Raw genomic sequence first — 24,864 nt, forward strand, 5'->3', positions numbered from 1 at the left:
TGCAGATGTCGCAATCCACACCGAGCCAGAAGGCCCTTACTCATTTCAAGACCACCCGACCGTGAACCCCGTCACCAACCTCTGTGGTCAGTACACCTAGCGCGGGCCGGCCAGCAGGGCGGTCTGGAAGACGAAGCGGTTCCACGGGGTCCGCGGATCCCGGCCGGTGACGGCGGCCAGCCGGCGCAGCCGGTAGCGGACGGTCTGCGGGTGGAGGTGCAGCCGGGCGGCGGCCGCGGCGGCGCCGTCGGCGTAGATCACGGTGTCGAGCGTCCGCCGGGTGGTCGCGTCCGCCGCGAGCGGACCGAGGACGGCTTCGACGACCCGGGCGGGGTCGGCGTCCGGGTGTCCGGTCACCAGGGCCACCACCTCCAGGTCGCCGCGGTCGAGCACCCGGCGCTCGGTCCACACCAGCGGCGGGGCGTGCCGCAGGCCGTGGACGGCGAGCCGGTAGGAGCGCGGCGCGGTGGCGGCGGTGACGCCGGTGAGCAGCGCGCCGGTGAGCCCGTGCCCGTCGGCCAGCCGGTGCAGTTCCGCCGGGTCGACGGCCTTGACCAGGGCCACCCCGACGCCGTCCAGGACGGTGTGCAGCGCGGAGATCCCGGGGCCGGCCGGTTCGCCCGCGGCCCGGGCGTCCAGCGACTCGGCCACCAGCGCCGCCGCGCCCGCCACGTCCTCCCCCGCCGGGGAGACCACCGACAGGTCGAAGGCGGCGGGCAGTTCCGCGTCCAGTTCGCGCAGCCGGGCGCGCAGGGTGCCGGCGTGGCTCTGCCGGCCGAGCAGCAGGTCGGTGAGCAGTGCGCGCAGCGAGCGCTCACGGTCCTCGCCGAGGCGGCGCCCGGTGGACTCGTAGCCGTCGAAGATCGCCTCGGAGGACTGGTCGAGCACGGTCAGCCAGACCCGGGCGAGGGCGCTCAGGTCCCGGACGGTGACGGCGTCGTCGAAGCGTTCGCCGATCCGCTCGAAGAAGGCCAGTGCGGCCACCCGGTAGGCGCGCAGCACCGCCGCCAGCGGGCGGGCGTCGCGCGCCCTGACTGCGCCCACGCCGCGGAACATCCGGAGGTCCTCGGCTTCCAACTCCCCGTCCGACGCCCAGAGTTCGAGCACCCGGCGGAAGGTCCAGACGATGATCGAGCGGACCTCGTCGAGCTGCCGGGGGTCCAGGTTGGCGTAGGCCGGGATCTCCCGGGCGACGGCGGCCAGGAAGGCCTCCACCATGCCCGGCTCGTCCGCCAGGATCCGCGCCACGGCCCGGTGCCGCTCCGCCGAGGGGTCTTGTGCCGGCGGCACAGTCTTCTTCGTCACCACCTGACAAGCCTAGTGTCGGCGCCCGCGGCCCGCCCGCGACCATGGGAGGGCACGGCCGTCGCGCCCGGCGACGGCGACTGCCCGGAGGGAGAGCCGCATGCCGTTCCAGCCCGAGGTGATCGTGGTCGGGGCCGGACTGGCCGGACTGGTGGCGGCCCACGAGCTGGCGCTGGCCGGCCGGCGGGTGCTGGTGGTCGAGCAGGAGAACCGGCGCAATCTGGGCGGCCAGGCCTTCTGGTCGCTCGGCGGCCTGTTCTTCGTGGACAGCCCGGAGCAGCGCCGGTTCGGCGTCAAGGACTCGCTGGAGCTGGCCCGGCAGGACTGGTTCGGCTCGGCGGCCTTCGACCGGCCGGACGACGAGGACCTGTGGGGGCGGCGCTGGGCCGAGGCGTACCTGGCCTGGGCGGCCGGCGGCAAGCGCGAGTACCTGCGCGGGCTGGGCCACCGGGTGGTACCGCTGGTGGGCTGGGCGGAGCGGGGCGCCGGTTCGGCGACCGGCCACGGCAACTCGGTGCCGCGCTTCCACATCACCTGGGGCACCGGGCCCGGGGTGGTGGAGGCCTTCCTGCGGCCGGTGCTGCGGGCGGAGCGGGCCGGGCTGGTGCGGTTCGCCTTCCGGCACCGGGTGGACGAGCTGCTGACCGAGGACGGCGCGGTGGTCGGCGTCCGGGGTTCGGTACTGGCGCCCGACGACTCCGCACGCGGGGTCAGCTCCTCCCGCGAGGAGGTCGAGCCGTTCGAGCGGCGGGCCGCGGCGGTGGTGGTGACCTCCGGCGGCATCGGGCACAACCACGCGCTGATGCGCGCCAACTGGCCCGTCGAGCGGGTCGGCCCGGCGCCCGAGCACCTGATCTCCGGTGTGCCCGCCCACGTGGACGGCCGGATGCTGGCGATCACCGAGCGGGCCGGCGGCCGGGTGGTCAACCGCGACCGGATGTGGGCCTACACCGAGGGCGTGCACAACTGGGACCCGGTCTGGCCGGACCACGCCATCCGGATCCTGCCCGGCCCCTCCTCGATGTGGTTCGACGCCGAGGGGCGCCGGCTGACCGGCATGTCCGGGGTGCCGGGGGCCGACTCGATCGGCGCGATGAAGCAGATCCTGGCCACCGGTCACGACTACTCGTGGTTCGTCCTGACCCAGTCGATCATCGAGAAGGAGTTCGCGCTCTCCGGCTCGGAGCAGAACCCCGATCTGACCGGCCGGGACCTGGGGTTCGCGCTGCGGAGCCGGCTCGCCAAGGGCGCGCCCGGCCCGGTGGAGCGGTTCAAGCGCTACGGCGAGGACTTCGTGGTCGCCCGGACCCTGCCCGAACTGGTCGCGGCCATGAACGGGATCGCCCGCGGCCCGAAGCTGGACGCCGCCGACATCGAGCGCCAGATCGTCGCCCGCGACCGGGAGTTGGACAACGAGTTCAGCAAGGACGTGCAGGTGATGGCGATCCACAACGCCCGCCGCTCGCTGACCGACCGGATCGCCCGGGTGGCCAGGCCGCACCGGATCCTGGACCCGGCGCACGGCCCGCTGATCGGGGTGCGGCTCAACATCCTGTCCCGCAAGACCCTCGGCGGCCTGCAGACCGACCTGGACTCCCGGGTCCTCGGCGACGACGGGGCCCCGGTCCCCGGGCTGTACGCCGCCGGGGAGGTGGCCGGCTTCGGCGGCGGGGGCGTGCACGGGTACAACGCGCTGGAGGGCACCTTCCTGGGCGGCTGCATCTTCTCGGGCCGGGCCGCCGGGTTGGCGCTGGGCCGGGCCCCGAGGAGCACCGGTCGGTGAACCGGGCCCGGCCGATGGGCCGGCGTCAGTCGGTGAGCCAGGGCGCCTCGGGGAGCTTGGCGTCGGCGTTGCGGCCGGAGAAGTCCATGGCGGTCGGCGTGCCCAGGCCCGGCATCCGCATGGTGAGCCGGCCGAGGGTGCCGTCGCCGTCCACCCAGTAGGTGAGCGGCGAGCGGTTGCCGTCCGGCGCGGCGCCCTGGGCGCGCGGGCCGGCGAAGCGGTCGAAGTCGCGGCCGTCGATCCGGTCCCGGCCGAGCCAGCGGGCGCCGGACTGGGCGAGCAGCAGCGGGTTGTCCGGGCGGTCCGCGCCGACCTGGGTGAGCAGTTGCAGGCCGGCGTCCAGCGGGTCGGCGGTGTAGCCGCGCGGGGACCAGCCGGCCCGGGGGACCTGCTCGGCCTGCTGCCAGTACGGGCTCCGGTCGTCGGCCGGTTCGGGGGCCAGGCCGAGGCCGTCGGTGTCCCAGATGATCAGCCCGTGGTCCAGCGCTCCACCGCCGGCGCCGGTCGACCGGTAGCGGCCCACGCCCCGGTGGGTGCGGTAGTCCACCACGCCCTCGACCCGGATCCGCACTCCCCCGCCCTCGTCGGCGGTGAGCACCACCCCCACCGGACTGGCCTGGTAGAGGTGCAGCCGGGAGAGCGCCAGCCGGGCGGCCTCGTCGGTGGTGACCGGCCGGTCGGCGGCCCCGGCGGAGGTGGCCCGGTACACCGCGAACCCGCCCGCCGCGGCGGCGCACAGCGCGAACGCGATCAGCGCCGTCCACCAGCGGGTGCGGCTGCGCCGGGGCGGTGGGACGGCGGCGGCCTTCGTCTTCCGGGCCATGCTCTCGGGTTCTCCGATCGGTGCGTCGGGTGGGCGGTCGGGCGGGTGGGCGGTCGGACAGCGGTCGGACCGCAGTCGGACAGTGGTCGGACACGGGAATCGGGCGGGTCCGCGGGCCTTCCGGTCCGCGAACCCGCCCGGTCCGGGCGTCACCCCGTCAGTGCGGGTCGGTCATCGGTGCTGGGCCCGGCGTCGGCGCACCAGCACGAACAGCGCCGTGCCGAGCACGATCAGCGCCGCGGCGCCGGTCGCGATCAGCGGCATCCCGCTGCTGGCGCCGGTGTGCGGCAGTTCGCCGCCGGGAGCGGGCGCCGGTGGGGCCGGCGTGCTCGGCGGGGAGCTCGGGGTCGGGGTCGGGGTCGGCGTGGGTGTCGCCGACGCGGTGGGTGTCGGAGTGGGGATCAGCTTGTTGACGGCCGTCACGCTGACCCCGTCGTCCAGGTTGTCGGCGGTGAGCACCAGCGGTCCGAAGACCGTGTTGTCGGGCGCCGAGTAGCCGTCGGGCGGGCTCAACTCCTGCCAGTAGTACGTCCCGGGCACACCGCTGCCCTGGCAGAGGCCGTCGGTCCCGGTGGTGCAGGGGTCACCGACGGGCGTGTCGGGCGTGGTACCGGTGGTCTGCAGGCCGTCGGTGCCGTTGGTCTCGTGCCACAGCTGGAACTTGGCACCGGCCAGCGGCTTGCCGTCCTGGTCGTTCTTCACCAGCTTCAGCGCGCCCTCCTGCTGGCGGTAGCCGAAGTCGAAGGTGTGGTCGTTCTCGCCCGGACCGCCGGTGGTCAGCGCCCGTTCGGGGAACCTGGCCCCGGCCGGGACGATGCCCTTGGAGTCGATGAAGTGGTTGTCGCCGACGTCGTGGTCCGTGGGCACCCAGTGGTACAGCGGGCCGCCCTTGGCGTAGTCGGCGGGGTTGTCGATCCTGATGGTGTACTTGGTGTGCGGCTTGAGGCCGCCGGGGACGTCGCTGTCGTCGAAGTAGTACTCGCCGCGCACCGTCGTCTTGGTGGTGCCGACCACCTTTCCGGACTCGTCGTAGAGGTTGACGGTGGCTCCGGCCACCGGCTTCTGACCCGGGTTCTGGATGCCCTTGCGCTCGGGGTCGTACCAGACCCGGTTGCCGATCTGCAGCGGCGCCTGGTCGCAGAGCACTTCGAGGTCACCCATCGCCGCGCCCTTGCCGAACGGCGAGCTGGTGGTCGCCGGGGTCAGCCGCAGGCCGAACTTCGGGTCGTGGCTGCCGTCCGCGCGCTCCATGAAGGAGGTGCCGTAGCCGACCGGGGTGTGGTCCGGGTCGAAGGCGGAGGCCGCCACGGTGCTCTCGACCTTGGAGAGCGCCGCGCCCGCGAACACCGTGTTGTGGTGGCCGACCTCGTCCCAGCCGGTGGAGAAGAACCGGGCGCCGCGGACGGTCTTGCCGCAGCCGAGGTTGACGTCCATCACGTACATGCCGTTCGACGACAGGCAGGCCTTGTCGAGGTCGCCGCCGGACATGACGGTGGCCGAGTTGGGCGCCGGGGCGCCCGGGCCGCGGTCGGCGAACCGGTCCTTGAAGGCCACCAGCATCGTGCCGTCGGTCTCGAACAGGATCTTGCCCAGCTCCGGTTCGGGGAACGCGATGGTGGTGATGTTGCAGGGCTTGCCGTTCTGCGAGGCCGGGAAGGTGCTGGTCCACGGGAACCAGCCCGCCCCGTCGCAGGTGCCCGAACCGACGGTGGACAGCCGCGGGTAGTCCATCGGCTGGTCCAGCACCGGCTTGCCGAACGCCCCGGAACCGAGGTCGAACGGCATCACCAGGGCGCGCACGTCGCCGAGCTTGCCGGTGGACTCGCCGGAGCAGACCCCGCCGAGGTAGCCGACGCCGTCGTTCAGGCCGAGGCCGTACGGACGCCAGTCCCCGGCCGACGGACAGCCGGGGTCGGGGATCGGGTACGAGGCCTTCGGCGCCGCGGCCGTCGGCGCGGTGGCGTCGTAGCGGTAGAGCTTGCGGTCGTTCAGGTTGACGACGAACAGGTCCTTGCCGTCGTCGGTGATCTTGATGCCGCCCAGGCTCTCCTTTCCGGGCACGTCGAGGAAGGCGTCGTCCGTCCCCGTCCCGTGCGCGGTGCTGCCCGCGTTCGGCACGGTGGTGAAGACGGTCGTCTTCGCCGGGGTCTGCGTCATGTCGGTGACGTAGATCCCGCCGGAGCCCGCCGGGCCGTAGTCGGTGGTGCGCTTGGCCGTCGCCGCGGAGAACACCCGCTTGTCGGCCTTGCTCCAGGTGATGCCGAAGATCGTGCCGGTGTCCCCGTCGGTGGCGAGGTTGGTCGTCACCGCGTTGCCCGGCGCGCCGTCCTGGCCGCGCGAGTTGTACGGGTAGGTGACCAGCGTGCGCTGGGCCTTGCCCTGGTACGTCGCGGTCTGGCAGGCGGTCGCCAACGGCGCGTTCTTCTGGCAGTAGTCCGCCGGGTTCCACAGCCCGGTGGTGTAGGAGACGTTCTTGCCCCCGCTGAGGTCGACGAACTCCTCGTTGGAGCTGAGCTGGGTCGGCGCGCCGTCCAGCCCCTGCCGGGAGGCGAAGGCCGGGAAGAGCACGCCCGGCTTCGGGTTGATCACCTGGACCCGGTACTTGCCGCCGGTGGCCTTGCTGGTCGCGGGCGACAGGGTGACCGTGCCGTCCGCCGCCGTGGTGCCGTCGATCGAGACGCCGGCGTCATCGGTGAGGGTCACCTTGACGCCCGCCATGTTCGGTTCCAGCGCGGGCGTCCAGGTGCCCGAGTTGTCCACGGCCCGGATCACCCGGACCGTGACCGAACCGTCGCCGGTCTGCGAGACCGCCGAGGGGACCGCCGCCAGCGAGCTGCCGCCGACGACGATGGCGAGCGCCGCGATGCGGCCGACGGCGCGACGGCCGGACCGGCCCGGCCGCGGCCGGTCCGGGCCGCATGCGGCGCCGTTCATCAGTTCATTCGTTGTTCTCATCCCTGCTCTCATCGTCCGAAAGGCCTAATGGCCCGACTATCTGAGGAGGCCCACAGCGTGGCCTGAAACCGCCGTGGTTAACGTGAGCTTAAAGGGAATTCACCCAACTGGGTGGCAGAACGTGGAACTTTGACGATCCCTCAGACGTCTCCATGACGCAGCCCCTCAGTGGGTACTCCCGGCGCGGCCGGTCCGACCAGCGCGAATCGGGCTCCGGACACACTCCGGACACGGAACAAGCGGTAAGTCGACAAAGATGCTCGACTGCGGAGGGTGACCGCACCTCGAACAGCACTACGAATGCCCCGGAAATTCGGCACAGCCCGCACAGAACCGCGCACGATTCATTCCAACCCACCAGCCCCAGGAGCAACCTTCGCCCGCGATCCGCGGCCGACCCCTGTTCTCCGTCAACACCGCTGACATAATCTGCGGGGCATGAGCGAACGCGTGGTCCCCGAGCCCCAGCGCCGCCGCCGGCGGCCCACCAAGCAGGGCGTCGTGCTCTCGGCGGAACTGATCATCGACACCGCCCTGCGGCTGGTCGAACAGCACGGCGCCGAAGCCCTCACCGTCCGCCGGCTCGGCGCGGCCCTCGGCGCCGACCCCAGCGCCGTCTACCGCTACTTCCACAGCACCGACGACCTGCTGCTGGCCCTCGCCGACGAACTCATCGGCCGCGCCCAGGACGGCTGGCGGCCCACCGGCGACTGGCGCGCCGACCTGCGCGCCATCGGCCTGCGGATCCACTCCGCCTACCTGGCCCACCCCCAGGCCGCCCTGCTCGCGGCCCACCGCACCACCGGCCGCAGCCACGAGACCGCCGCCGTCGAGGCCATCCTCGGCGTGCTGCGCACCGCCGGCTTCCCCGACCCGGAGGCGGTCCGGATCTATCACGCCTTCGTCGACCAGAGCCTCGGCTTCGCCGCCCTCGACGCCGCCGCCCTCGCCCTGCCCGCCGCAGCGGCCGACGCCGACCTCCGGGTCTGGCAGGCCTGCTACGCCCGGCTCGACACCACCACCCACCCCCACATCGCCGCCACCGCCCACCTGCTCACCACCGACATGCGCCGCAGCGGCTACCCGTACGCCCTCGACCTCCTCCTCGACGCCGCCGCGGCCCGCCTCCCGGCGGAGGCCCGCTGAACAGGACGGATCCGCCGCCCGCCGACCGAGGGCGGCGGGCGGCGGTGCCCGGAGCGGGCGTCCTCCTCACTCGGCGACGTAGACCGCCTCACCCCCCACGTACGTCCGCAGCACCCGGGCGTCGGCGATCTCCTCGGGCGGGGCGGTGAGGATGTCGCGGTCGAGGACGACCAGGTCGGCCAGGTTCCCGACGGCCAGGGTGCCGGCGTCGTCATGGCCGTTCACATGGGCGGAGCCCGCGGTGTACGCGGCGATGGCGGAGGCCAGGTCGAGGCGCTGCTCGGGGAGGAAGACCCGGCTGTCGACGGCGCCCGGTTCCCGCCGGTTGACCGCCACGTGCAGTCCGGCCAGCGGGTCCGGGCTGCTCACCGGCCAGTCGCTGCCCGCCGCCAGGGTGGCGCCCGCCCGCTGGAGCGCGCCGAACGGGTACTGCCGGGCGGCGCGTTCGGGACCGAGGAAGGGGATGGTCAGCTCGTCCATCTGCGGTTCGTGGGCGGCCCACAGTGGCTGGATGTTGGCGACGGCGCCGAGCGGCGCGAAGCGGGCCAGGTCGTCCGGGTGGACCACCTGGAGGTGGGCGAGGTGGTGCCGGGTGCCGCGCCGGCCGTTCTTCGTCCGGGCGGCCTCGACGGCGTCCAGGGCCTCGCGGACGGCGCGGTCGCCGAGCGCGTGGAAGTGCACCTGGAAGCCGAGCGCGTCCAGTTCGGTGACGTACCCGCACAGTGCGGCCGGATCGACGAAGCTGAGGCCGGAGTTGGCGGTGGCACAGCCGCAGCCGTCCAGGTAGGGGCTGGTCATCGCGGCGGTGAAGTTCTCCGCGATGCCGTCCTGCATGATCTTCACCGAGCCGGCCCGGAACCCGCCGTGGCTCAACTCCACTCGCCGCTCGACGAGTTGGGGGATCTGCTCGGCGCCCCGGTCGCGGTCCCACCAGAGCGCGCCGGTCACCCGGGCGGTCAGCGCGCCGGAGCGGGCGGCGGCCAGGTAGGCGTCGGAGGGGTCCGGCTGGCCGTTGAACTCGCCGAGCAGGGCGTCCTGCCAGCCGGTGATGCCGAGCGAGTGCAGCAGGCGCTGGGCCCGGAGCAGGCCGGTCAGCCGCTCGGCGGCGGTGGGCGGCGGCACCAGCCGGGCGACCAGGGCGGTGGCGCCCTCCTGGAGGGTGCCGGCCGGGGTGCCGTCGGGTTCGCGTTCGATCCGGCCGTCGGCCGGGTCGGGGGTGTCGCGGGTGAGCCCGGCGAGTTCCAGCGCCCGGGTGTTGACCCAGGCGCCGTGGTGGTCCCGGTTGGTGAGGTAGACCGGGCGGTCCGGGACCACGGAGTCGAGCAACTGCCGTGTCGGCAGGCCGCCTTGGAAGCTCTCCAGGGACCAGCCGCTGCCGGTGATCCAGGCCTGACCGGGGTTGGCCCCGGCGTAGGCGCGGATCCGGTCCAGGTAGTCGGCCACCCCGACGGTGCCGGAGAGGTCGCAGGCGGCCAGCTCGACGCCGCCGAACACGGCGTGCACGTGGGCGTCCTGGAAGCCGGGCAGCAGCAGCCGGCCGGCGAGGTCCACGACCTCGGTGTTCGGCCCGATCAGCGCGCGGACCTCGTCGTGGCCGACGGCGGTGATCCGCTCGCCGGTGACGGCCAGGCTGCTCGCCCGGGTGCGGGCGGCGTCGCCGGTGTGGACGGGGCCGTTCGTGAGGACCAGATCGGCCTCGGTCATGGGTGGTGCTCCGTTCTCGTGCGGTGGTTCTCGTTGCTGCGGTTCGGGTGCTGCCGTACGGGAGTCGCTCAGCCGGTCGGGTCGAGGAAGTACGGCGAGCGGCGGCGCCATCGCGCCCAGGCAGCCGCCGGGAGGCCGGTGACGACCATCAGTACCACCACGGTCAGCTCGAACCAGCCGTTGTCGGCGGAGAGTTCGAAGTGGTCGGTGGAGTCGTAGAAGGTCCAGGCGAGGTAGCCGCCGACGGCGAGCAGCGCGGCGGCGCCGAGCAGCGGGCCGACCACGGCGCGCAGGCCCTGGAGCGGGTCGGTGCGCAGCAGGTGGCGGAAGCGGACGGCGGCCGCGACGGCGGTGAGCGCGTAGTAGAGGGCGACGATGATGCCGATCGCGTTGACGGCGGCGGAGATCAGGTCGTTGACGGTGGGGATGGCGAGCGAGACGAGGGCGAGCAGCACGGCGATGCCGGTGATCAGCAGGGTGCCGACGGCGGGGGTGGCGTGCCGGGGGTGCAGTCTGGTCCAGACCGGGCCGAGGACGCCGTCGCGCCCCATGGCGTACATGCCGCGCGCGGTCGGGATGACCGAGGACTGCAGCGAGGCGACGGCGGAGAACAGCAGCGCGATCAACGGCAGGGCGGCGAGCGGCTGGTGGGCGAGCCGGGTGCCGAAGTAGGTCAGCCCGTGGGCACCGTTGTCGGCCAACTCGTCGAGCGGGAGCACCCGTTGGAAGGCGGTGCCGGCGAGCAGGAAGAGCAGCAGCATCACCACCAGGGCGAGCAGGCCGCCCCGGGAGGCGTCCCGTGGGTCGCGCACCTCCTCGCCGACGCTGAAGACGGACTCGAATCCCCAGTAGCAGAACACCGCGAGCACCATGCCCTGGGCGACGGCGTCGAAGGAGGGGATGTCGAAGGGGTTGAACCACTGGAGCGAGAACGGCTGGTCGCCGGCGAACAGCCCGTAGCCGCAGAAGCCGAGCAGGACGGCGTACTCGAAGAGCAGCAGCGCCTTCTGCAGCCGGGCGGCGAGGTCGAGGCCGCGGACCGCGACGAGGGCGGCGCCGATCAGCACGACCAGGCCGAGCAGGGTGCACTGGACGGTGGAGTCGGCGTCCAGCCGCAGCCCGGCGACGCTGCGCAGGTGGGCCTGGTCGAGGAGTTGGATGGTCGCCGAGCCGGTGACGGTGGTGGTGTAGGCCATGAAGACGACCGTGCCGACGGTGTTCACCCAGCCGGTGAGGAAGCCCAGCCAGGGGCTGAGCGTGCGGCCGACCCAGCGGTAGCTGCTGCCGGCGTCCGGTTCGACCGCGTTCAGCCGCCCGTAGCCGCCGGCGATGGCGAGCACGGGCAGGAAGGCCAGCAGCATGATCGCGGGCAGGTGGAGGCCGACCACCCCGGCCATCAGGCCGAGACCGATGCCGATGCTGCTGGTGGCGGCCGTGCTGGAGGCGGCGATCGCCGCGCCGTCCAGCAGGCCGATGGAGCGGTGCATGGTGCCGTGCGTCGTGCCGGCTCTCGGGCCGCTGCCCGTGTCGTCCTTGACCGTGGAGGCCAACGGATCACCGCCTTGCTCGTGGGGAAATGTGGGGGTGGGGCGGGGGAAGTGCAGCCATGAAACCGGTGGGTTCGTTTCACGTCAATGCCGTTGTCATAAGGGGTTCAACCGGTCCACGGTCTCGTCCTGAACAGTTGTTTTGACGTACCGTCGACAAACCCCTGCCCCTGTCACCCTCGCCGGAGCATCCGTGATCCCCCTTCGTAGAGCCCGCACCGCCGTGCTCACGGTGGCGGCCCTGCTGGCCGCACTCCTGAGCACCGCCCCCACCGCCCAGGCGATCGCCTCCCCCGCGCCGGTCCCGACCGGCACCCGGCTCGCCGCCTCCTGGACCGGCCCGCTGAGCACCCGCGGCCGGTACGTGGTCGACGCCGACGGCGACCGCTTCAAACTCAAGGCCGGCAACTGGTCCGGTGCCCAAGGCACTTGGGAGGGCAGCGGCTCGACCACCGACCCGGCGGACAACCAGGCCGGCCAGGTCTCCTACGACCTCCCGCTCGGCCTGGACCGGGCGCCGATCGACCGGATCCTGGCGGGCTTCCACGGCCTGGGCCTGAACGCCGTCCGGCTGCCGTTCGCCAACGCGCTGATCCACGACACCAGTACGGTCCCGGACGCCGCCGTCGCCGCCAACCCCCAGCTCAAGGGCAAGACCCCGCTGCAGGTCTACGACGCCGTGGTGGCCGCGCTGACCGCCGACGGCTTCGCGGTCGTCCTCAACGACCACACCACCAGCTACCGCTTCTGCTGCGGCCTGGACGGCAACGAGCGCTGGAACAGCGGCCAGAGCACCCAGCAGTGGGAGGACGACTGGGTGTTCATGGCGCAGCGCTACCGGGCGAACAAGCGGGTGGTCGGCGCCGACCTGCGCAACGAGGTGCGCCGCGACACCTGGGACGACCCCAACTGGGGCCTGGGCGACGCCCATGACGAGTACGGCGCCTTCGAGGAGGCCGGGAACCGGATCCTCCAGGCCGACCCGGACCTGCTGGTCATCATGGAGGGCATCAACTGGTACGGCATCCCGGCCGCCGGGTTCTCCCACGGCCGGCCGATGCTCACCCCGGTGGCGACCCTGTCCAACACCCTGATCCACTCCGACAAGCTGGTCTACGCCGCCCACTTCTACGCCTACACCGGCCCGGCCAACACCGGCGCGGCCGCCGGCAGCCCCGGCTCGACCGGCGACCCGCGCTACGAGGACTTCACCCCCGACCAGCTCGCCCAGGTGGTGGACCAGGAGGCGCTGTTCGTCACGCAGTCCGGCCAGCACTTCACCGCCCCGGTCTGGGTCAGCGAGTTCGGCGCCGCCGGGCGGGGCTCCACGGACGCCAAGGAACAGGCCTGGTTCGACCGCTTCACCGACCTGCTGGCCGCCGACGACACCGACTTCGCGATCTGGCCGCTGGTCGGCTGGCAGCACAACGGCGTCCCCAACGACGACTGGGCGCTGCTCTCCTACGACGCGACCGGCAAGCAGCTCGGCCTGGACGACCCCGGGGACTGGCGCGCCGCCGACTGGCACAAGCTGGTCGACGCCCCCTCGTACACCGGCCAGGTCGCCCCGGCCGCCCGCTGGAACATGCTCGACCTCGACCACGGCGACCAGAACGTGTCCGCCCGGATGCTGGCGCAGTCCGACTGGAGCCCCGGCAACCGCAAGGGGAACTGCCCGGACGGCCAGCGCCTGGCCGGCCTCGGCCGCAGCAGCAGCCGCGGCCTGTGCACCGACGCCGGGCAGCCCGCCCCCGGCACCGGCGACTGGGTGACCGTCACCGACCAGCGCTACGTCACCGAGGGCGACTGGGCCTCCGGCTACGACAAGCTGCAGTGCCCCGACAACACCTTCGCGGCGGGCTACAGCGTGCACGGCAACGCGATGTCCGCGCTGCTCTGCGCCCCGGCCGCCACCGCGCTGCCCACCGGCGGCCGCACCGTCTGGTTCGACCACGGCGACGACCGGCCCGCAGGCGGCGGCTCGACGGCGAGCGACTGGGCGCCGGGCACCTACAAGGGCCAGTGCGCCGACGGCGAGTACGTCGCCGGCGTGGCCGACACCTGGCGCTGGCTGCAGTACGGCGTCCCGGACGCGCTGCTCTGCCGCCCGCTGAGCTGACGGGCGCCGAGCTGACAGACGGCGGGCCGACGGGCGCCGGGCCGACGGGCGCGTAGCCCGGCCCGGGCGCCCGGGGGCGCACACCCGCCACACCCCGGTCGTACTGACCGCGCGGCCCGCGCGGTCAGTACCCTGGCCTCGGCGGCGACCGCACGACCGGGCTGGTGACCATGCCGAAGCAGCTCCCCTTCCACCGGCCCGACCCCCTGGCGGTGGCCCCGGAGTTCCGCGCCCTCCAGCTCTCCGGCGGGATCGCCCGGGTGCGCACCTTCGCCGGGCACCCGGCCTGGCTGGTCACCCGGCGCGCGGACGTCGTGCGGATGCTCTCGGACGACCGCTTCGGCCGGGCCCACCCCGATCCGTCCTCGGCGCCCGTGCTCTCCGCGACCGGGCAGTTCTACGGGCCGCAGGGCACCGACCACGAGCGGCTGGAGGAGGAGTTCCGGATCCTGCGCCGGGTCACCGCGAACTCGCTGTCCGTCCGCCGGGTCCGGCGACTGCGGCCGCGGATCGAGGCGCTCGCCGCCCACCGGATCGACCGCCTGGTGGCCGCCGGTCCCCCGGCCGACCTGCACGCCCTGCTCGCCGAGCCGCTGCCGGTCGACGTGGTCTGCGAGCTGCTCGGCGTCCCGGTCGCGGACCGGGCGGAGTTCCAGGCCTGGACCGCCGACGTGGTCTACCTCGCCGAGCCCGAGCGGGTCTGGACGGCGCTCGGCCGGCTCAACGACTACATGCGGGCGCTGATGGAGCGCAAGCGCGCCGCCCCCGCCGCGGACGCCCTCACCGACCTGGTGCGGGCGCAGGACGAGGGCCTGATCGACGCGAACCTCGCGGTGCTGTGGGCGGTGGCCCTGCTGTTCGCCGGTCACGTCACCACGGTCACCAGGATCGGCACCGGGGTGCTCCAGCTGCTCGCCCGTCCCGAGCAGCTCCGGGCCGTGCCGGCCGACCCGGGGCGGCTGGCCGCCACCGTGGAGGAGCTGCTCCGGGTCGGCCAGCCGGACCTCGGCCTGGTCTGGCGCTGGGCGGTGGTCGACGTCGACACCGCGGACGGCCGGATCGCCGCCGGGGACCTGGTGCTGTTCGCCAACGGCCCGGCCTGCCTGGACCCGACGGCCTACCCGGACCCCGACCGCTTCGACGCCGACCGCTTCCTCGGGGACCGCCCGCAGCCGCCGCACACCGCCTTCGGCGCCGGGCCGCACCTGTGCGTCGGGGCGAGCCTGGCCCGGCTGGAGCTGGAGGTGGTGTTCGAGCAGCTCTTCCGGCGGCTGCCGGGCCTCCGACTGGCCGTCCCGGAGGCCGAACTGCGCTGGCGGGAGAGCCAGTTGACCGGCGGCCTGGCGGAGCTGCCGGTCACCTGGTGAGCTCGCTCAGGCGGTCCGGGCCGCCAGGCCGACCGGGCAGACCACCGGGGTGCCGTGCACCGGGTCGGTGAGGATCGCGCTCTCCACCCCGTACAGCTCGCGCACCAGCTCCGGGGTGACGATGTCACGCGGCGCGCCCTGGGCGGCGATCCGGCCGTCCCGCATCGCGACCATGTGGTCGGCGTAGCGGCAGGCGGTGCTGAGGTCGTGCAGCACCAGCACGACGGTGCGGCCGCGCCCGGTCAGGCCGCGCACCATCTCCAGCACCTCCAGGGCGTGGCCCATGTCCAGCGCCGAGGTGGGTTCGTCCAGCATCAGGATGTCGGTGTCCTGGGCGACGGCCATGGCGATCCAGGCGCGCTGGCGCTGGCCGCCGGAGAGGGTGTCCAGCGGGCGGTCGGCCAGGTCGTGCAGGTCGGCCGCGGTGAGCGCGTGCTCGACCGCCTCGGCGTCGGCGGCGGACCACTGCCGCAGCAGGCCCTGGTGCGGCTGGCGGCCGTAGCGGACCAGGTCCCGGACGGTCAGCCCGTCGGGGGCGGTGGCGGACTGCGGCAGCAGGCCGATGATCCGGGCGATCGCGCGGGTGGAGAGCGAGCCGAGCGGCTTGCCGTCCAGCAGCACGGCGCCGGAGCGCGGGGCGATGGTCCGGGCCAGGCCGCCGAGCAGGGTGGACTTGCCGCAGCCGTTCGGGCCGACGATCACGGTGACCTGTCCGGTCGGCAGCCGGAGGTCCAGCTCGCGCACCACCAGGGTGCGGTCGTGGCCGAGGGTGAGGCCCGCGGTCTCCAGCCGGGGCGCCGGGGCGGTGGCGGTACGGGCGGCGGTCATGCGGTCCTCCGGGGACGGGTGGTGAGCAGCAGCCAGAGCAGGTACGGCCCGCCGACGACGGCGGTGACCAGCCCGGCCGGCACCTCCAGCGGCGACAGGACGGTCCGGCCGAGCAGGTCGGCGAGCAGGGTGAGGGCGGCCCCGGCGGCGGCCGAGGTGAGCACCGGCACCGAGCGCGGGCCGGCGATCCGGCGGGCGGCCTCGGGCGCGGCCAGGGCGATCATGCCGAGCGGCCCGGAGACGGCCACCGCCAGGCCGGCGCAGACCACCGCGACCAGCAGCACGGAGATCCGCAGCCCGCGCACCCGGACGCCCAGCCCGGTGGCGACGGCGTCGGAGAAGCGCAGCAGGGCGAGCCGGCGGCCGAGCAGCATCCCGGCCGGGACGCAGACCAGCAGGCCGAGTTGCAGGTACCCGACCGCCTCGGCGGAGCGGCCGTTGAGGGTGCCGACCGTCCAGGCGTAGGCGGCGTTGGCGGAGTCGATGGCGGCCCGGGAGAGCATCAGATTGGTCACCGCGCCGAACACCGCGCCGACGCCCAGGCCCACCACCAGGAAGCGGTAGCCGTTGCGGCCCGCCCCGCCGCCGAGCGCGAAGGCGAGCGCGGCGGCGGTCGCGGCACCGACCAACGCGGCTGCGGAGGGCAGCAGTTGGGTGGCCGTGCCGGTGACGGAGGCGACCGCGAAGGCGGTGGCGCCGTTGTTGAAGCCGACGGTGTCCGGGGTGGCCAGCCGGTTCTGGGCGAGGGTCTGCATCAGGCAGCCGGCCACGCCGAGCGCGGCGCCGACGGCGAGCCCGGCCTCGGCCCGGGGCAGCCGCAGCCGCTCCACCAGCAGGACGTCCCGCGGGGTGCCGTGGCCGAAGGCGGCGCGCAGGGCGTCGACCGGGTTCAGCCGGGTCTCGCCGACCGACAGCGCGACGGCGGTCACCAGGACCACGACGGCCAGCAGGGCGAGGCCGCCGAGCAGCGGACGGACCGGCAGCAGCACCGAGCGGCCGCCGAACGCGAGCAGCCGGGTGCCGGGCGGGACGGGGAGGGCGGCCGGGCGAGGGGGGTTCGGAGGAGTAGGAGTCACAGCGCGGGCATCCTCTGCGAGCGGACGACGGCGACCAGCACGGGGGCACCGAACAGCGCGGTCATCACGCCGAGCGGCATCTCGTACGGGCGGGCGAACAGCCGGGAGGCCACGTCGGCGAGCAGCACCACGACCGGCCCGAGCAGCGCGGACACCGCGAGCAGCCGGCGCAGGTCGGGGCCGACCAGTGCCCGGGCGGCGAACGGCACCACCAGGCCGACGAAGGAGACCGGCCCGGCGATCGCGGTGGCGGAGCCGACCAGCAGCGCGACGGCGGCCACCGCGAGGGCGCGGGCCCGCCGGGGCTTGTGGCCGAGCCCGGTGGCGACGTCGTCGCCGAGGCTGAGCGCGGTCAGGGCCGGGCCGGCGGCCGCCGCGAGCAGCAGCCCGAGCACCAACACCGGTAGCACGGAGAGGAGTTGGTCGGTGCCGCGGCCGGCCACCGAGCCGATGGTCCAGAACCGGATCTCGTCGGCGGCCCGGGCGTCGGAGAGCAGCAGGACGGAGGAGCCCGCGTTCATCAGTCCGCTGAGCGCGGCTCCGGCCAGCACCAGCCGGACCGGGTCGTCACCGGCGCCGCGCAGCCGGGCGGCGCCCAGGGCGAGCAGGCAGCCCGCCGCGGCGCCGAGCACGGCGACGTACGGGCCGACGCTCGCGGCGCCGGCGCCGAGCACGATGGCGACCACGACGGCGAAGGAGGCCCCGGTGCTGACGCCGAGCAGCCCGGGCTCGGCCAGCGGGTTGCGGGCGGCGGCCTGGAGGACGGTGCCCGCGACGCCGAGGGCGAGGCCGACGGCCACCGCCACGGCGGTGCGGGGGGCGCGCAGTTGGAAGACGGTGAAGCGGGAGTCGGAGTCGCCGTCACCGAGCAGGGTCGCGAGGGCCCGTGACGGTCCCACGTCGCCCGCGCCGAGCAACAGGCTCGCCAGGACGGCGGCGAGCAGCAGGGCGGCGGCGGGTATCAGCCCGCGCAGCAGTAGTGATCGGAAGGTCACACCGGTTCTCCCCGTCAGGGTTTTGCCTTTGGTTAGGCTAACCTCATAATCAATTCGTCCGTAAACTACCATTGCTCGGAGAATGTCCATGCTTGGCACCCGCTTTACCAAGACCCTGCTCGGTGCGGCCGTGGTCGGCGCCCTCTCCCTGGGCCTGACCGCGTGCGGCTCCTCGGGCTCCAAGGACTCCGCGGGTGGTGGCAGCGCGTCCTCCTCGGCCGCCAAGGACGGCAAGGACGCCAAGGACGGCAAGCGCGGCATCGAGACCGCCTTCGGCCGGGTCGAGGTGCCGGCCGAGGCCAAGCGGATCGTCGCCCTCGGCGACACCGCGCTGGACACCGCGCTCTCGCTCGGCTTCACCCCGGTGGGCACCAGCTCCAGCCGCGGCGGCACCACCGCGCCGGCCTACCTGAAGGCCGACGGCATCCCGCTGGTGGCCACGGTCAAGGAGCCCAACATCGAGGCGATCCTGAAGGCGAACCCGGACCTCATCCTGACCTCCTCCAGCGTCGAGAAGTCCCAGTACGAGCAGCTCGCGGCGGTGGCGCCGACCGTGGTGCCCAAGAGCGGCGACTGGCGCTCGGTGCTGGGCGTGTACGGCGACGCGCTCGGGCACAAGGACGACCTGACGGCCAAGCTCGACGCGCTGGACAAGCGCGCCGCCAAGGCGGGCGAGGGCAAGTCCGGCTCCGCCGTGGTGATGCGCTGGATGCCCAGCGGCCCGATCGTGATGAACACCACCAACATGCCCGGCGAGCTGCTGAAGAAGGCCGGCGCCGCCACCCTGCCGATCGCCGACGACCTGGGCGCCCAGCCGCACTCCGACCCGCTGTCGCTGGAGAACCTGGGCAAGGCCGACGCGGACCGGGTGTTCGTCGCCACCCTGAACGCGGAGGGCGAGAAGGCCCTGGAGACGGCCCGCAGCCAGCCCGCCTTCACCCGCCTCAAGGCGGTCGGCGCGGGCCAGGTCGCCGGGGTGGACGGCCAGGTGTGGAGCAGCAGCTCCGGCCCGATCGCGGCGGAGAAGGTCGTCGAGGACATCGAGAAGGCCTTCGGCGCCAAGTAATCCCCCCCCCCCCGCAGCTCCGGCGATCCCCTTCGGAACAGCGGCGACGTGCCCGGCGGATGCGCCATCCGCCGGGCACGTGCAAGGTGGTGGAGTACGAACCGCCCGGCCGGCCACGGTCCGTGGCCCTGCGGACACCGTCCGCCGGGCGACCGGCCCCCAGCCGCCCCTCGACCGAAGGAGGCGCCATGCCGACCAGGACGATCCCGCGTCGGGTGCTGGTGCTGACCGCCGCCGCCCTCGCCGTCCTGCCCGCCGCAGCGCTCACGGCGCCCGCGCGGGCGGCCTCCGCTCCCCCGGCCGCCACCGCCACCACGGCCGGCCGGGCCCCCGCCGCGCCGGTGCGCTTCGTGGACCTGCCCGAATCCGCTCTGCCGACCGACCGGGCGCCGCACAAGATCACCTTCAGATACCGCAACGACACCCCGACGGACCAGACGATCGCCCCGCAGATCCTGCTGGAGTCGCCCGACCGGGGTCCGTACCTCAGCCCGTCGGACTTCCGGCTGGAGCTGCTCGGGACGGACGGCCACTGGCACACCCTGCCGCTCGGCAACCAGACCGGGACGCTCTACACCTCGCTGACCCCGGCCAAGCTGGTGCTGCACTCCGGCCACACCCTCACCGAGAGCTACCGGCTCACCGTGCTCCACGGGCCCGCCCGGGGGACGGTCGAGCCCCGGATCGCGATCTACGCCTGAGCCGGCAGGCGACGGCCGGCGGCCGGCTCCGGCCGACTGGCTCCGGCCGGCCGCCGCCCCTGCCTTTCAGCCCCGCGCGGCCCCGTGGCGGGCCGCGTACTCCGCCAGGCCCGCGGCGTCCGCGCCGGCCCAGCCGACGTAGCCGTCCGGACGGACCAGGAACACCCCGGTGCCGTACGCCCCGTAGGGCGGGATGCGGACCACCGGGACGCCCAGCTCGGGCAGTTCGGCACCGGTGCCGACGGCCAGCAGCGTCCAGTGCGGGCCGCGGAAGGCGTCGAACAGCCGGGTGCCGCCGCGGCGGCCGTCCGGGGCGCGGTCCCCGGCCCGCAGGGCGTCCGCCGGGAGGTCCGGCCGGGTCTCCACCGCGAGCGCGGACTCCCGGTAGCCGAGGCCGAGTTGCTGGGTGGCCCGGCCGCGGCGGACCTCGCCGCGGTGGACCCCGGTGGACAGCGCCAGCATCGCCTCCGCGTTGGCCCGCCGCTCCTCCTGGTAGCTGTCCAGCAGTGCGTCCGCCGCCCGGCCGGACAGCACCGCGGCCAGCTTCCAGCCCAGGTTGTAGGCGTCCTGGACACTGGTGTTGAGGCCCTGGGCGCCCGCCGGGGAGTGCACGTGGGCGGCGTCGCCCGCGAGGAACACCCGGCCCTCCCGGAAGCGGTCGGCGAGCGCCGCGCGCGGCCGGAACTCGGAGGTCCAGCGCACTCCGGCGACCTGGTCGGCGGTCAGGTGGGTGCGCTCGGCGACCAGCGCGCGGATGCCGTCCAGGGTCGGGGTGACGACCTCGCCCGTCGGGAAGCCCGCGACCAACTGGAACTCCTCCGTCCCGGCCAGCGGGCAGAGCGCCAGCAGGCCCTGCTCGGCCTGGAACACGTGCCAGTGGGTGCGGTCGAGCCCCTCGACCCGGACGTCCGCGACCAGCATCGGCGCCGGGTCGACGGTCTCGCCCGTCATCGCGATCCCGAGCAGCCGGCGCACCGTGGAGCGCCCGCCGTCGGCGGCGACGGCGTAGCGCGCCCGGATCCGCCCCCCGTCCGCGAACCCGGCGGTCACGCCGTCCCCGTCCTGGGTGAGGGAGACCAGTTCGCGCCCGAAGGCGACCTCGCCGCCGAGTTCGCGCAGCCGCCCGTACAGCACCTGCTGGGTGCGCCACTGGGGCAGCATCAGGGTCTCGGTGTACGGCTCGGCCTCGGAGGGCTCGGTCGGGTCGTACATCCGGCGTTCGCCCTGCGGCTCGCCGTCCCGCCAGAACAGGTTGGGCGGGTAGTGGCCGGCGGTGGCGCGGATCTCCGCGAGCACGCCGAGGTCGTCCAGCACCTCCAGGGTGCGCGGCTGGAGGCCCTTGCCGCGTGAGCCGGGGAACAGTTCCGCGCCGCGTTCGACGAGCCGGGCGGCGACGCCGTGCCGGGCCAGGTCGACGGCCAGCGCGAGGCCGGTGGGCCCGGCGCCGACGATCAGGACGTCCGTGCGGACCTCGTGGACCTCCGTGTCGTGATCGGTCACGACAACCTCCTTAACGTTGTTAAGTAGCCGGTGCACGCAGCTTGCACTTAACGGCGTTAAACTGTCAACCGTGACGCCGCAGAGAACCCCCAAGCTGGACCGCGCCCTGGTCGTCGACACCGCCCTGACGCTCCTCGACGAGGTCGGCCTCGACGGCCTGACCCTGCGGGCGATCGCCGCCGAACTGGACGTCAAGGCGCCCGCCCTGTACTGGCACTTCAAGGACAAGCAGGCGCTGCTCGACGAGATGGCGACCGAGATGATGCGCCGGATGTACGCCGCGGCCGCCCCGCCCGCCGGCGACTGGCGGCAGGCCTACCTCGGGGCCATGCGCGCACTGCGCGCCGAGCTGCTGCGCCACCGCGACGGCGCCCGGGTGTACAGCGGCTCCCGGTTCACCGACACCTCCTACGCCCCGGGCCTGGACGCCGCGCTGCGCGTCCTGATCGAGGCCGGCTTCACCCCGGAGGCCGCCGCCCGCGCCTGGTACACCGCGTACAGCTACACCGTCGGCTACGTCATCGAGGAACAGGCGATGGGGCCCGACCCGCTCCGGGGCGAGGCCGGCTACGACGTCGAGGCCCGGGCCGAGCGGCTCGCCGAACACCCGCTGGCCGCCGCGGCGGGCCGGGTGATGTTCGATGACTTCGAGCACGGCTTCGAGCAGGGGCTGACCGCGATCCTGGCCGGGATGGAGGCGGTCTTCCTGGCCTGAAACCCTCGGGTCGCGTCCGGCAATCGCCGGATTCGCGGGGCATTCACCGGACTTGTCTGCCGAACGGCAGTCCTGACGCACAGTTCCGTATCCCCGTGATTAACCTCGCGTTCACGTGTACTCGTCAACCGTGTTCACCGCTACGCTCTAGCGTCGTGCCGCCGCGCCGCTCGCACTACGCGCGTCACGGCCCCAACTTCTGACACATATGACGATGACGTCCGAGGAACCGACCATGCACGCAGTTCCCAGCCGCAACAGGTGGCTCCGCCGTGGTGCCGGCCTGATCGGCGCGGTCTCGCTGGCCGCCTTCGGCGGTGCGCCGGCGGCCTTCGCGGCCGACGGCCCGCAGACCGCCACCCCGATCAAGCACCTGGTGGTGATATTCCAGGAGAACGTCTCCTTCGACCACTACTTCGGCACCTACCCGAACGCGGCCAACACCGCCGACGACAAGGTGAAGTTCACCGCCAAGCCCGACACCCCGAAGGTCGACGGCCTCAGCGACGACCTGCTGCACAAGAACCCGAACCGCAACAACCCGGTGCGCCTGACCCCGTCCCAGGCCGTGACCTGCGACCAGGACCACACCTACAAGGACGAGCAGCTCGCCTTCGACGGCGGCAAGATGGACAAGTTCGTCGAGCACACCGACATCGAGAGCTGCAAGGCCCCGATGTACACCGCGCCCGGCCTGGTGATGGACTACTACGACGGCAACACCGTCACCGGCTACTGGAACTACGCCCAGCGCTTCGCGATGAGCGACAACTCCTTCGGCACCAACTACGGGCCCTCCACCCCCGGCGCGATCAACCTGGTCTCGGGCAACACCCACGGCGGCTACCCGGTCAGCCCGAAGGACGGCTCGCAGACCACCGACGCCTACGTGGTCGCCTCCCCGGACGCCAAGGGCGTCGGCACCGTCATCAACGACCCCGACCCGGGCTACGACGAGTGCTCCAGCTCCGCGCACAACCAGCTGGTCATGACCGGCAAGAACGTCGGCGACCTGCTCAACGCCAAGGGCGTCAGCTGGGGCTGGTTCCAGGGCGGCTTCAAGCCGACCGGCACCAAGGACGGCAAGGCCGTCTGCGACGCCGCGCACAACAACATCGTGGGCGCCTCGCAGACCGACTACAACCCGCACCACGAGCCGTTCCAGTACTACAAGTCCACGGCGAACCCGAAGCACCTGGCGCCCAAGGACGTGGCGGAGATCGGCCACGACGGCCAGGCCAACCACCAGTACGACCTGACCGACTTCGACGCCGCCCTGCAGCACGGCGACCTGCCCGCCGTCAGCTACCTCAAGGCCGCCAACTACCAGGACGGGCACGCGGGTTACTCCGACCCGCTGGACGAGCAGCACTTCGTCGTCGACACCCTGAACAAGCTGCAGAAGTCCAAGGACTGGGCCTCCACCGCCGTCGTCATCGCCTACGACGACTCGGACGGCTGGTACGACCACAAGTTCGCCGAGCCCGTCAACGGCTCCGCCGACAAGGCCAACGACAGCCTGAGCGGCGCCGGCCAGTGCGGCAAGGACGCCGGCTGGGGCGGCTACGCCGACCGCTGCGGCTACGGCCCGCGCCTGCCGCTGCTGGTCGCCTCGCCGTACGCCAAGGCCAACTTCGTCGACCACACCCAGACCGACCAGTCCTCGATCCTGCGCTTCGTCGAGGACAACTGGAAGACCGGCCGGATCGGCGACACCTCCTTCGACGAGCACGCCGGCTCCATCGAGGGCATGTTCGACTTCAAGAACCCGCAGTCGGCCACCCTGATCCTGGACCCGGCCACCGGCGCACCCGTCGGCGGCGACACCCCGACCGGCCAGCCCACAGGCGGCGCCTCCACCACCCCGGGCGGCACGGCCACCACGTCCGCCGGCACCGGCACCGGCAGCACCGCCGTCGCTGGGGCCACCAGCAGCGCCTCCGGCCCGCCGCTGGCCGAGACCGGTGCCGACTCCAACACCGGGCCGATCGCCATCGCGGCCGTCGCCCTGCTGGCGGTCGGCGGCGGCGCGGTGTTCGTCGCCCGCCGCAAGCGCGGCACCCGCGCCTGACGCGGCGACGCCCCACCACCGGCACCGCCGGGCCCCGCATTCGGGGGCCCGGCGGTGTCCGCGTTCCACTACCGCCGTGCCGGCGGGCCCGCCCCGGCGGCTACCCTTCCTAGCCATGACCGCCGCCACCCCGCGCCGCCGCACCCTGCTGGGCGCCGCCCTGGGCGCGGCCCTGACCGTCGGGTCCACGGCCGGCTGCTCCGCCGGGGACGACCCGGTGCGCACGCTCCGGCTGGCCACCGGGCCCGAGGGCGGACCGTACAACGCCTTCGGCCGCTCCTTCACCGAGGCCGTCGCGCACAGCGGTCGGCTGACCCTCACCCCGGTCGGCAGTTCCGCCAGCGTGGACAACCTCCGGCAACTCGCCGACGGCTCGGTGGACCTCGCGCTGACCACCGCCGACGTGGCCGAGGACGCGGTGCTCGGCCACGCCGCCTTCGACCGCCCGATCGGCCTCACCGCGCTGGCCCGGGTGTACGTCAACTACCTGCACCTGCTCGCCCCCGCCGACGGACCGGTGCGCCGACTGGCCGACCTGGCGGGCCGCCGGGTGGCGACCGGCGCGGTGGGCTCCGGGAACCAGGTGACGGCCGGCCGACTGCTGCGGCAGGCCGGGATCGACGTCCGGCAGCACCCGCTCGGGCTGGCCGAGTCCCTGGCGGCGCTGCGCTCCGGCGAGTTGGACGCGGTGTTCTGGTCCGGCGGCGTGCCGACGCCCGCGGTGTCCGCACTCGCCCGCGAACTGCCCCTGCGCTTCGTGCCCCTGGACGCGGTCGCCGCCCTGCTGCGGGAGCGCTACGGCCCGGTCTACACCGCGGTCACCCTGCCCGCCGGCGCCTACGGCCTGCCCGACCCGGTCGCCACCCTCGGCGTCGGCAACTACCTGACCGCCCGCCCCGCCGTGCCCGAGGACGCCGTCCGGCGGCTGCTCGGGATCCTGTTCGACCAGTGGGCCACCCTGCTGCGCTCCGTCACGGCGGGCGCCCGGCTGGAACCCCGGTTCGCCGTCTCCACCGGCGCCGTCCCGCTGCACCCGGGGGCGGCGGCCTACTACCGCTCGGTGTACGGCTGAAGCGGCCCCGAGCGCTGACGAACCGTTGACTCGGAGTCGCCCATTCCGCCGACGGCCCCGGCTACCCTGCTTCCTGGCGGTCGACCGCGGG

Annotated in this window: 18 protein-coding genes; 9 read left to right on the forward strand and 9 right to left on the reverse strand. The window is 73.8% G+C overall.

Annotation, left to right across the window (positions count from 1 at the left end; genetic code table 11):
- Nucleotides 1-96 precede the first annotated feature (96 nt).
- Nucleotides 97-1,305, reverse strand: coding sequence for an RsbRD N-terminal domain-containing protein (locus ABTZ03_RS08290; protein WP_350512076.1), 1,209 nt, complete (start codon nt 1,303-1,305; stop codon nt 97-99).
- A 100-nt stretch (nt 1,306-1,405) separates the two neighbouring features.
- On the opposite strand from ABTZ03_RS08290, the gene ABTZ03_RS08295 reads away from it, so the two are divergent.
- Complete coding sequence (locus ABTZ03_RS08295) at nt 1,406-3,088, forward strand: FAD-binding dehydrogenase (protein WP_350512077.1); 1,683 nt, start codon at nt 1,406-1,408, stop codon at nt 3,086-3,088.
- Nucleotides 3,089-3,113: 25 nt separating this feature from the next.
- Here ABTZ03_RS08295 and ABTZ03_RS08300 read toward each other — a convergent pair whose 3' ends face one another.
- A complete protein-coding gene (locus ABTZ03_RS08300) occupies nt 3,114-3,911 on the reverse strand; it encodes a hypothetical protein (protein ID WP_350512078.1) in 798 nt (265 codons plus the stop codon).
- 171 nt (nt 3,912-4,082) lie between these two features.
- Nucleotides 4,083-6,845, reverse strand: a complete 2,763-nt coding sequence (locus ABTZ03_RS08305) for an SdrD B-like domain-containing protein (RefSeq protein ID WP_350512079.1) — start codon at nt 6,843-6,845, stop codon at nt 4,083-4,085.
- Nucleotides 6,846-7,304: 459 nt separating this feature from the next.
- On the opposite strand from ABTZ03_RS08305, the gene ABTZ03_RS08310 reads away from it, so the two are divergent.
- Nucleotides 7,305-8,012, forward strand: a complete 708-nt coding sequence (locus ABTZ03_RS08310; protein WP_350512080.1) for a TetR/AcrR family transcriptional regulator — start codon at nt 7,305-7,307, stop codon at nt 8,010-8,012.
- 66 nt (nt 8,013-8,078) lie between these two features.
- Here the strand turns inward: ABTZ03_RS08310 and ABTZ03_RS08315 are convergent, their stop codons facing one another.
- A complete protein-coding gene (locus ABTZ03_RS08315) occupies nt 8,079-9,716 on the reverse strand; it encodes an amidohydrolase (RefSeq protein ID WP_350512081.1) in 1,638 nt (545 codons plus the stop codon).
- 68 nt (nt 9,717-9,784) lie between these two features.
- Nucleotides 9,785-11,203 carry an APC family permease gene (locus ABTZ03_RS08320; RefSeq protein ID WP_350512082.1) on the reverse strand — a complete coding sequence of 473 codons (1,419 nt, stop codon included), beginning with the start codon at nt 11,201-11,203 and terminating at the stop codon, nt 9,785-9,787.
- Nucleotides 11,204-11,459: 256 nt separating this feature from the next.
- Here ABTZ03_RS08320 and ABTZ03_RS08325 point away from each other — a divergent pair, with 256 nt between their 5' ends.
- On the forward strand, nt 11,460-13,382 hold the full coding sequence (locus tag ABTZ03_RS08325; RefSeq protein WP_502894417.1) for a glycoside hydrolase family 5 protein: 1,923 nt from the start codon (nt 11,460-11,462) through the stop codon (nt 13,380-13,382).
- A gap of 170 nt (nt 13,383-13,552) precedes the next feature.
- Nucleotides 13,553-14,749: a cytochrome P450 gene (locus ABTZ03_RS08330; RefSeq protein ID WP_350512255.1), complete on the forward strand. Its 1,197-nt coding sequence runs from the start codon at nt 13,553-13,555 to the stop codon at nt 14,747-14,749.
- A 6-nt stretch (nt 14,750-14,755) separates the two neighbouring features.
- Here ABTZ03_RS08330 and ABTZ03_RS08335 read toward each other — a convergent pair whose 3' ends face one another.
- Genes ABTZ03_RS08335 through ABTZ03_RS08345 form a run of 3 tightly spaced genes read right to left on the reverse strand, consistent with a single transcriptional unit; the run spans nt 14,756 to nt 17,648 of the window.
- On the reverse strand, nt 14,756-15,577 hold the full coding sequence (locus tag ABTZ03_RS08335) for an ABC transporter ATP-binding protein (RefSeq protein WP_350512084.1): 822 nt from the start codon (nt 15,575-15,577) through the stop codon (nt 14,756-14,758).
- Nucleotides 15,574-16,653 carry a FecCD family ABC transporter permease gene (locus ABTZ03_RS08340; protein WP_350512085.1) on the reverse strand — a complete coding sequence of 360 codons (1,080 nt, stop codon included), beginning with the start codon at nt 16,651-16,653 and terminating at the stop codon, nt 15,574-15,576. The genes ABTZ03_RS08335 and ABTZ03_RS08340 overlap by 4 nt, the downstream gene beginning before the upstream one ends.
- Nucleotides 16,650-17,648, reverse strand: coding sequence for a FecCD family ABC transporter permease (locus ABTZ03_RS08345; protein ID WP_350512086.1), 999 nt, complete (start codon nt 17,646-17,648; stop codon nt 16,650-16,652). Before ABTZ03_RS08345 ends, ABTZ03_RS08340 begins: the two co-directional genes overlap by 4 nt.
- Nucleotides 17,649-17,730: 82 nt before the next feature.
- Between ABTZ03_RS08345 and ABTZ03_RS08350 the strand changes: the two genes are divergently transcribed.
- Both ABTZ03_RS08350 and ABTZ03_RS08355 read left to right on the forward strand, forming a co-directional pair.
- Nucleotides 17,731-18,714, forward strand: a complete 984-nt coding sequence (locus ABTZ03_RS08350) for an ABC transporter substrate-binding protein (protein WP_350512087.1) — start codon at nt 17,731-17,733, stop codon at nt 18,712-18,714.
- Nucleotides 18,715-18,902: 188 nt separating this feature from the next.
- Entirely contained in the window at nt 18,903-19,415 is a 513-nt protein-coding gene (locus tag ABTZ03_RS08355) for a signal peptide protein (RefSeq protein WP_350512088.1), read from the forward strand.
- 66 nt (nt 19,416-19,481) lie between these two features.
- Here ABTZ03_RS08355 and ABTZ03_RS08360 read toward each other — a convergent pair whose 3' ends face one another.
- On the reverse strand, nt 19,482-20,915 hold the full coding sequence (locus ABTZ03_RS08360; RefSeq protein WP_350512089.1) for an FAD-dependent monooxygenase: 1,434 nt from the start codon (nt 20,913-20,915) through the stop codon (nt 19,482-19,484).
- Nucleotides 20,916-20,985: 70 nt separating this feature from the next.
- Between ABTZ03_RS08360 and ABTZ03_RS08365 the strand changes: the two genes are divergently transcribed.
- The 3 genes from ABTZ03_RS08365 (at nt 20,986) to ABTZ03_RS08375 (ending at nt 24,773) form a co-directional block, all read left to right on the forward strand.
- Nucleotides 20,986-21,630 (forward strand): TetR/AcrR family transcriptional regulator C-terminal domain-containing protein, encoded by a 645-nt coding sequence (locus ABTZ03_RS08365; RefSeq protein WP_350512090.1) that lies wholly within the window; start codon nt 20,986-20,988, stop codon nt 21,628-21,630.
- A gap of 235 nt (nt 21,631-21,865) precedes the next feature.
- Nucleotides 21,866-23,701, forward strand: a complete 1,836-nt coding sequence (locus tag ABTZ03_RS08370; protein ID WP_350512091.1) for a phospholipase C — start codon at nt 21,866-21,868, stop codon at nt 23,699-23,701.
- A gap of 115 nt (nt 23,702-23,816) precedes the next feature.
- Complete coding sequence (locus tag ABTZ03_RS08375; RefSeq protein WP_350512092.1) at nt 23,817-24,773, forward strand: TAXI family TRAP transporter solute-binding subunit; 957 nt, start codon at nt 23,817-23,819, stop codon at nt 24,771-24,773.
- Nucleotides 24,774-24,864: the final 91 nt, after the last annotated feature.

Source organism: Kitasatospora sp. NPDC096077 (assembly GCF_040303245.1).
Taxonomy (GTDB): Bacteria; Actinomycetota; Actinomycetes; order Streptomycetales; family Streptomycetaceae; genus Kitasatospora.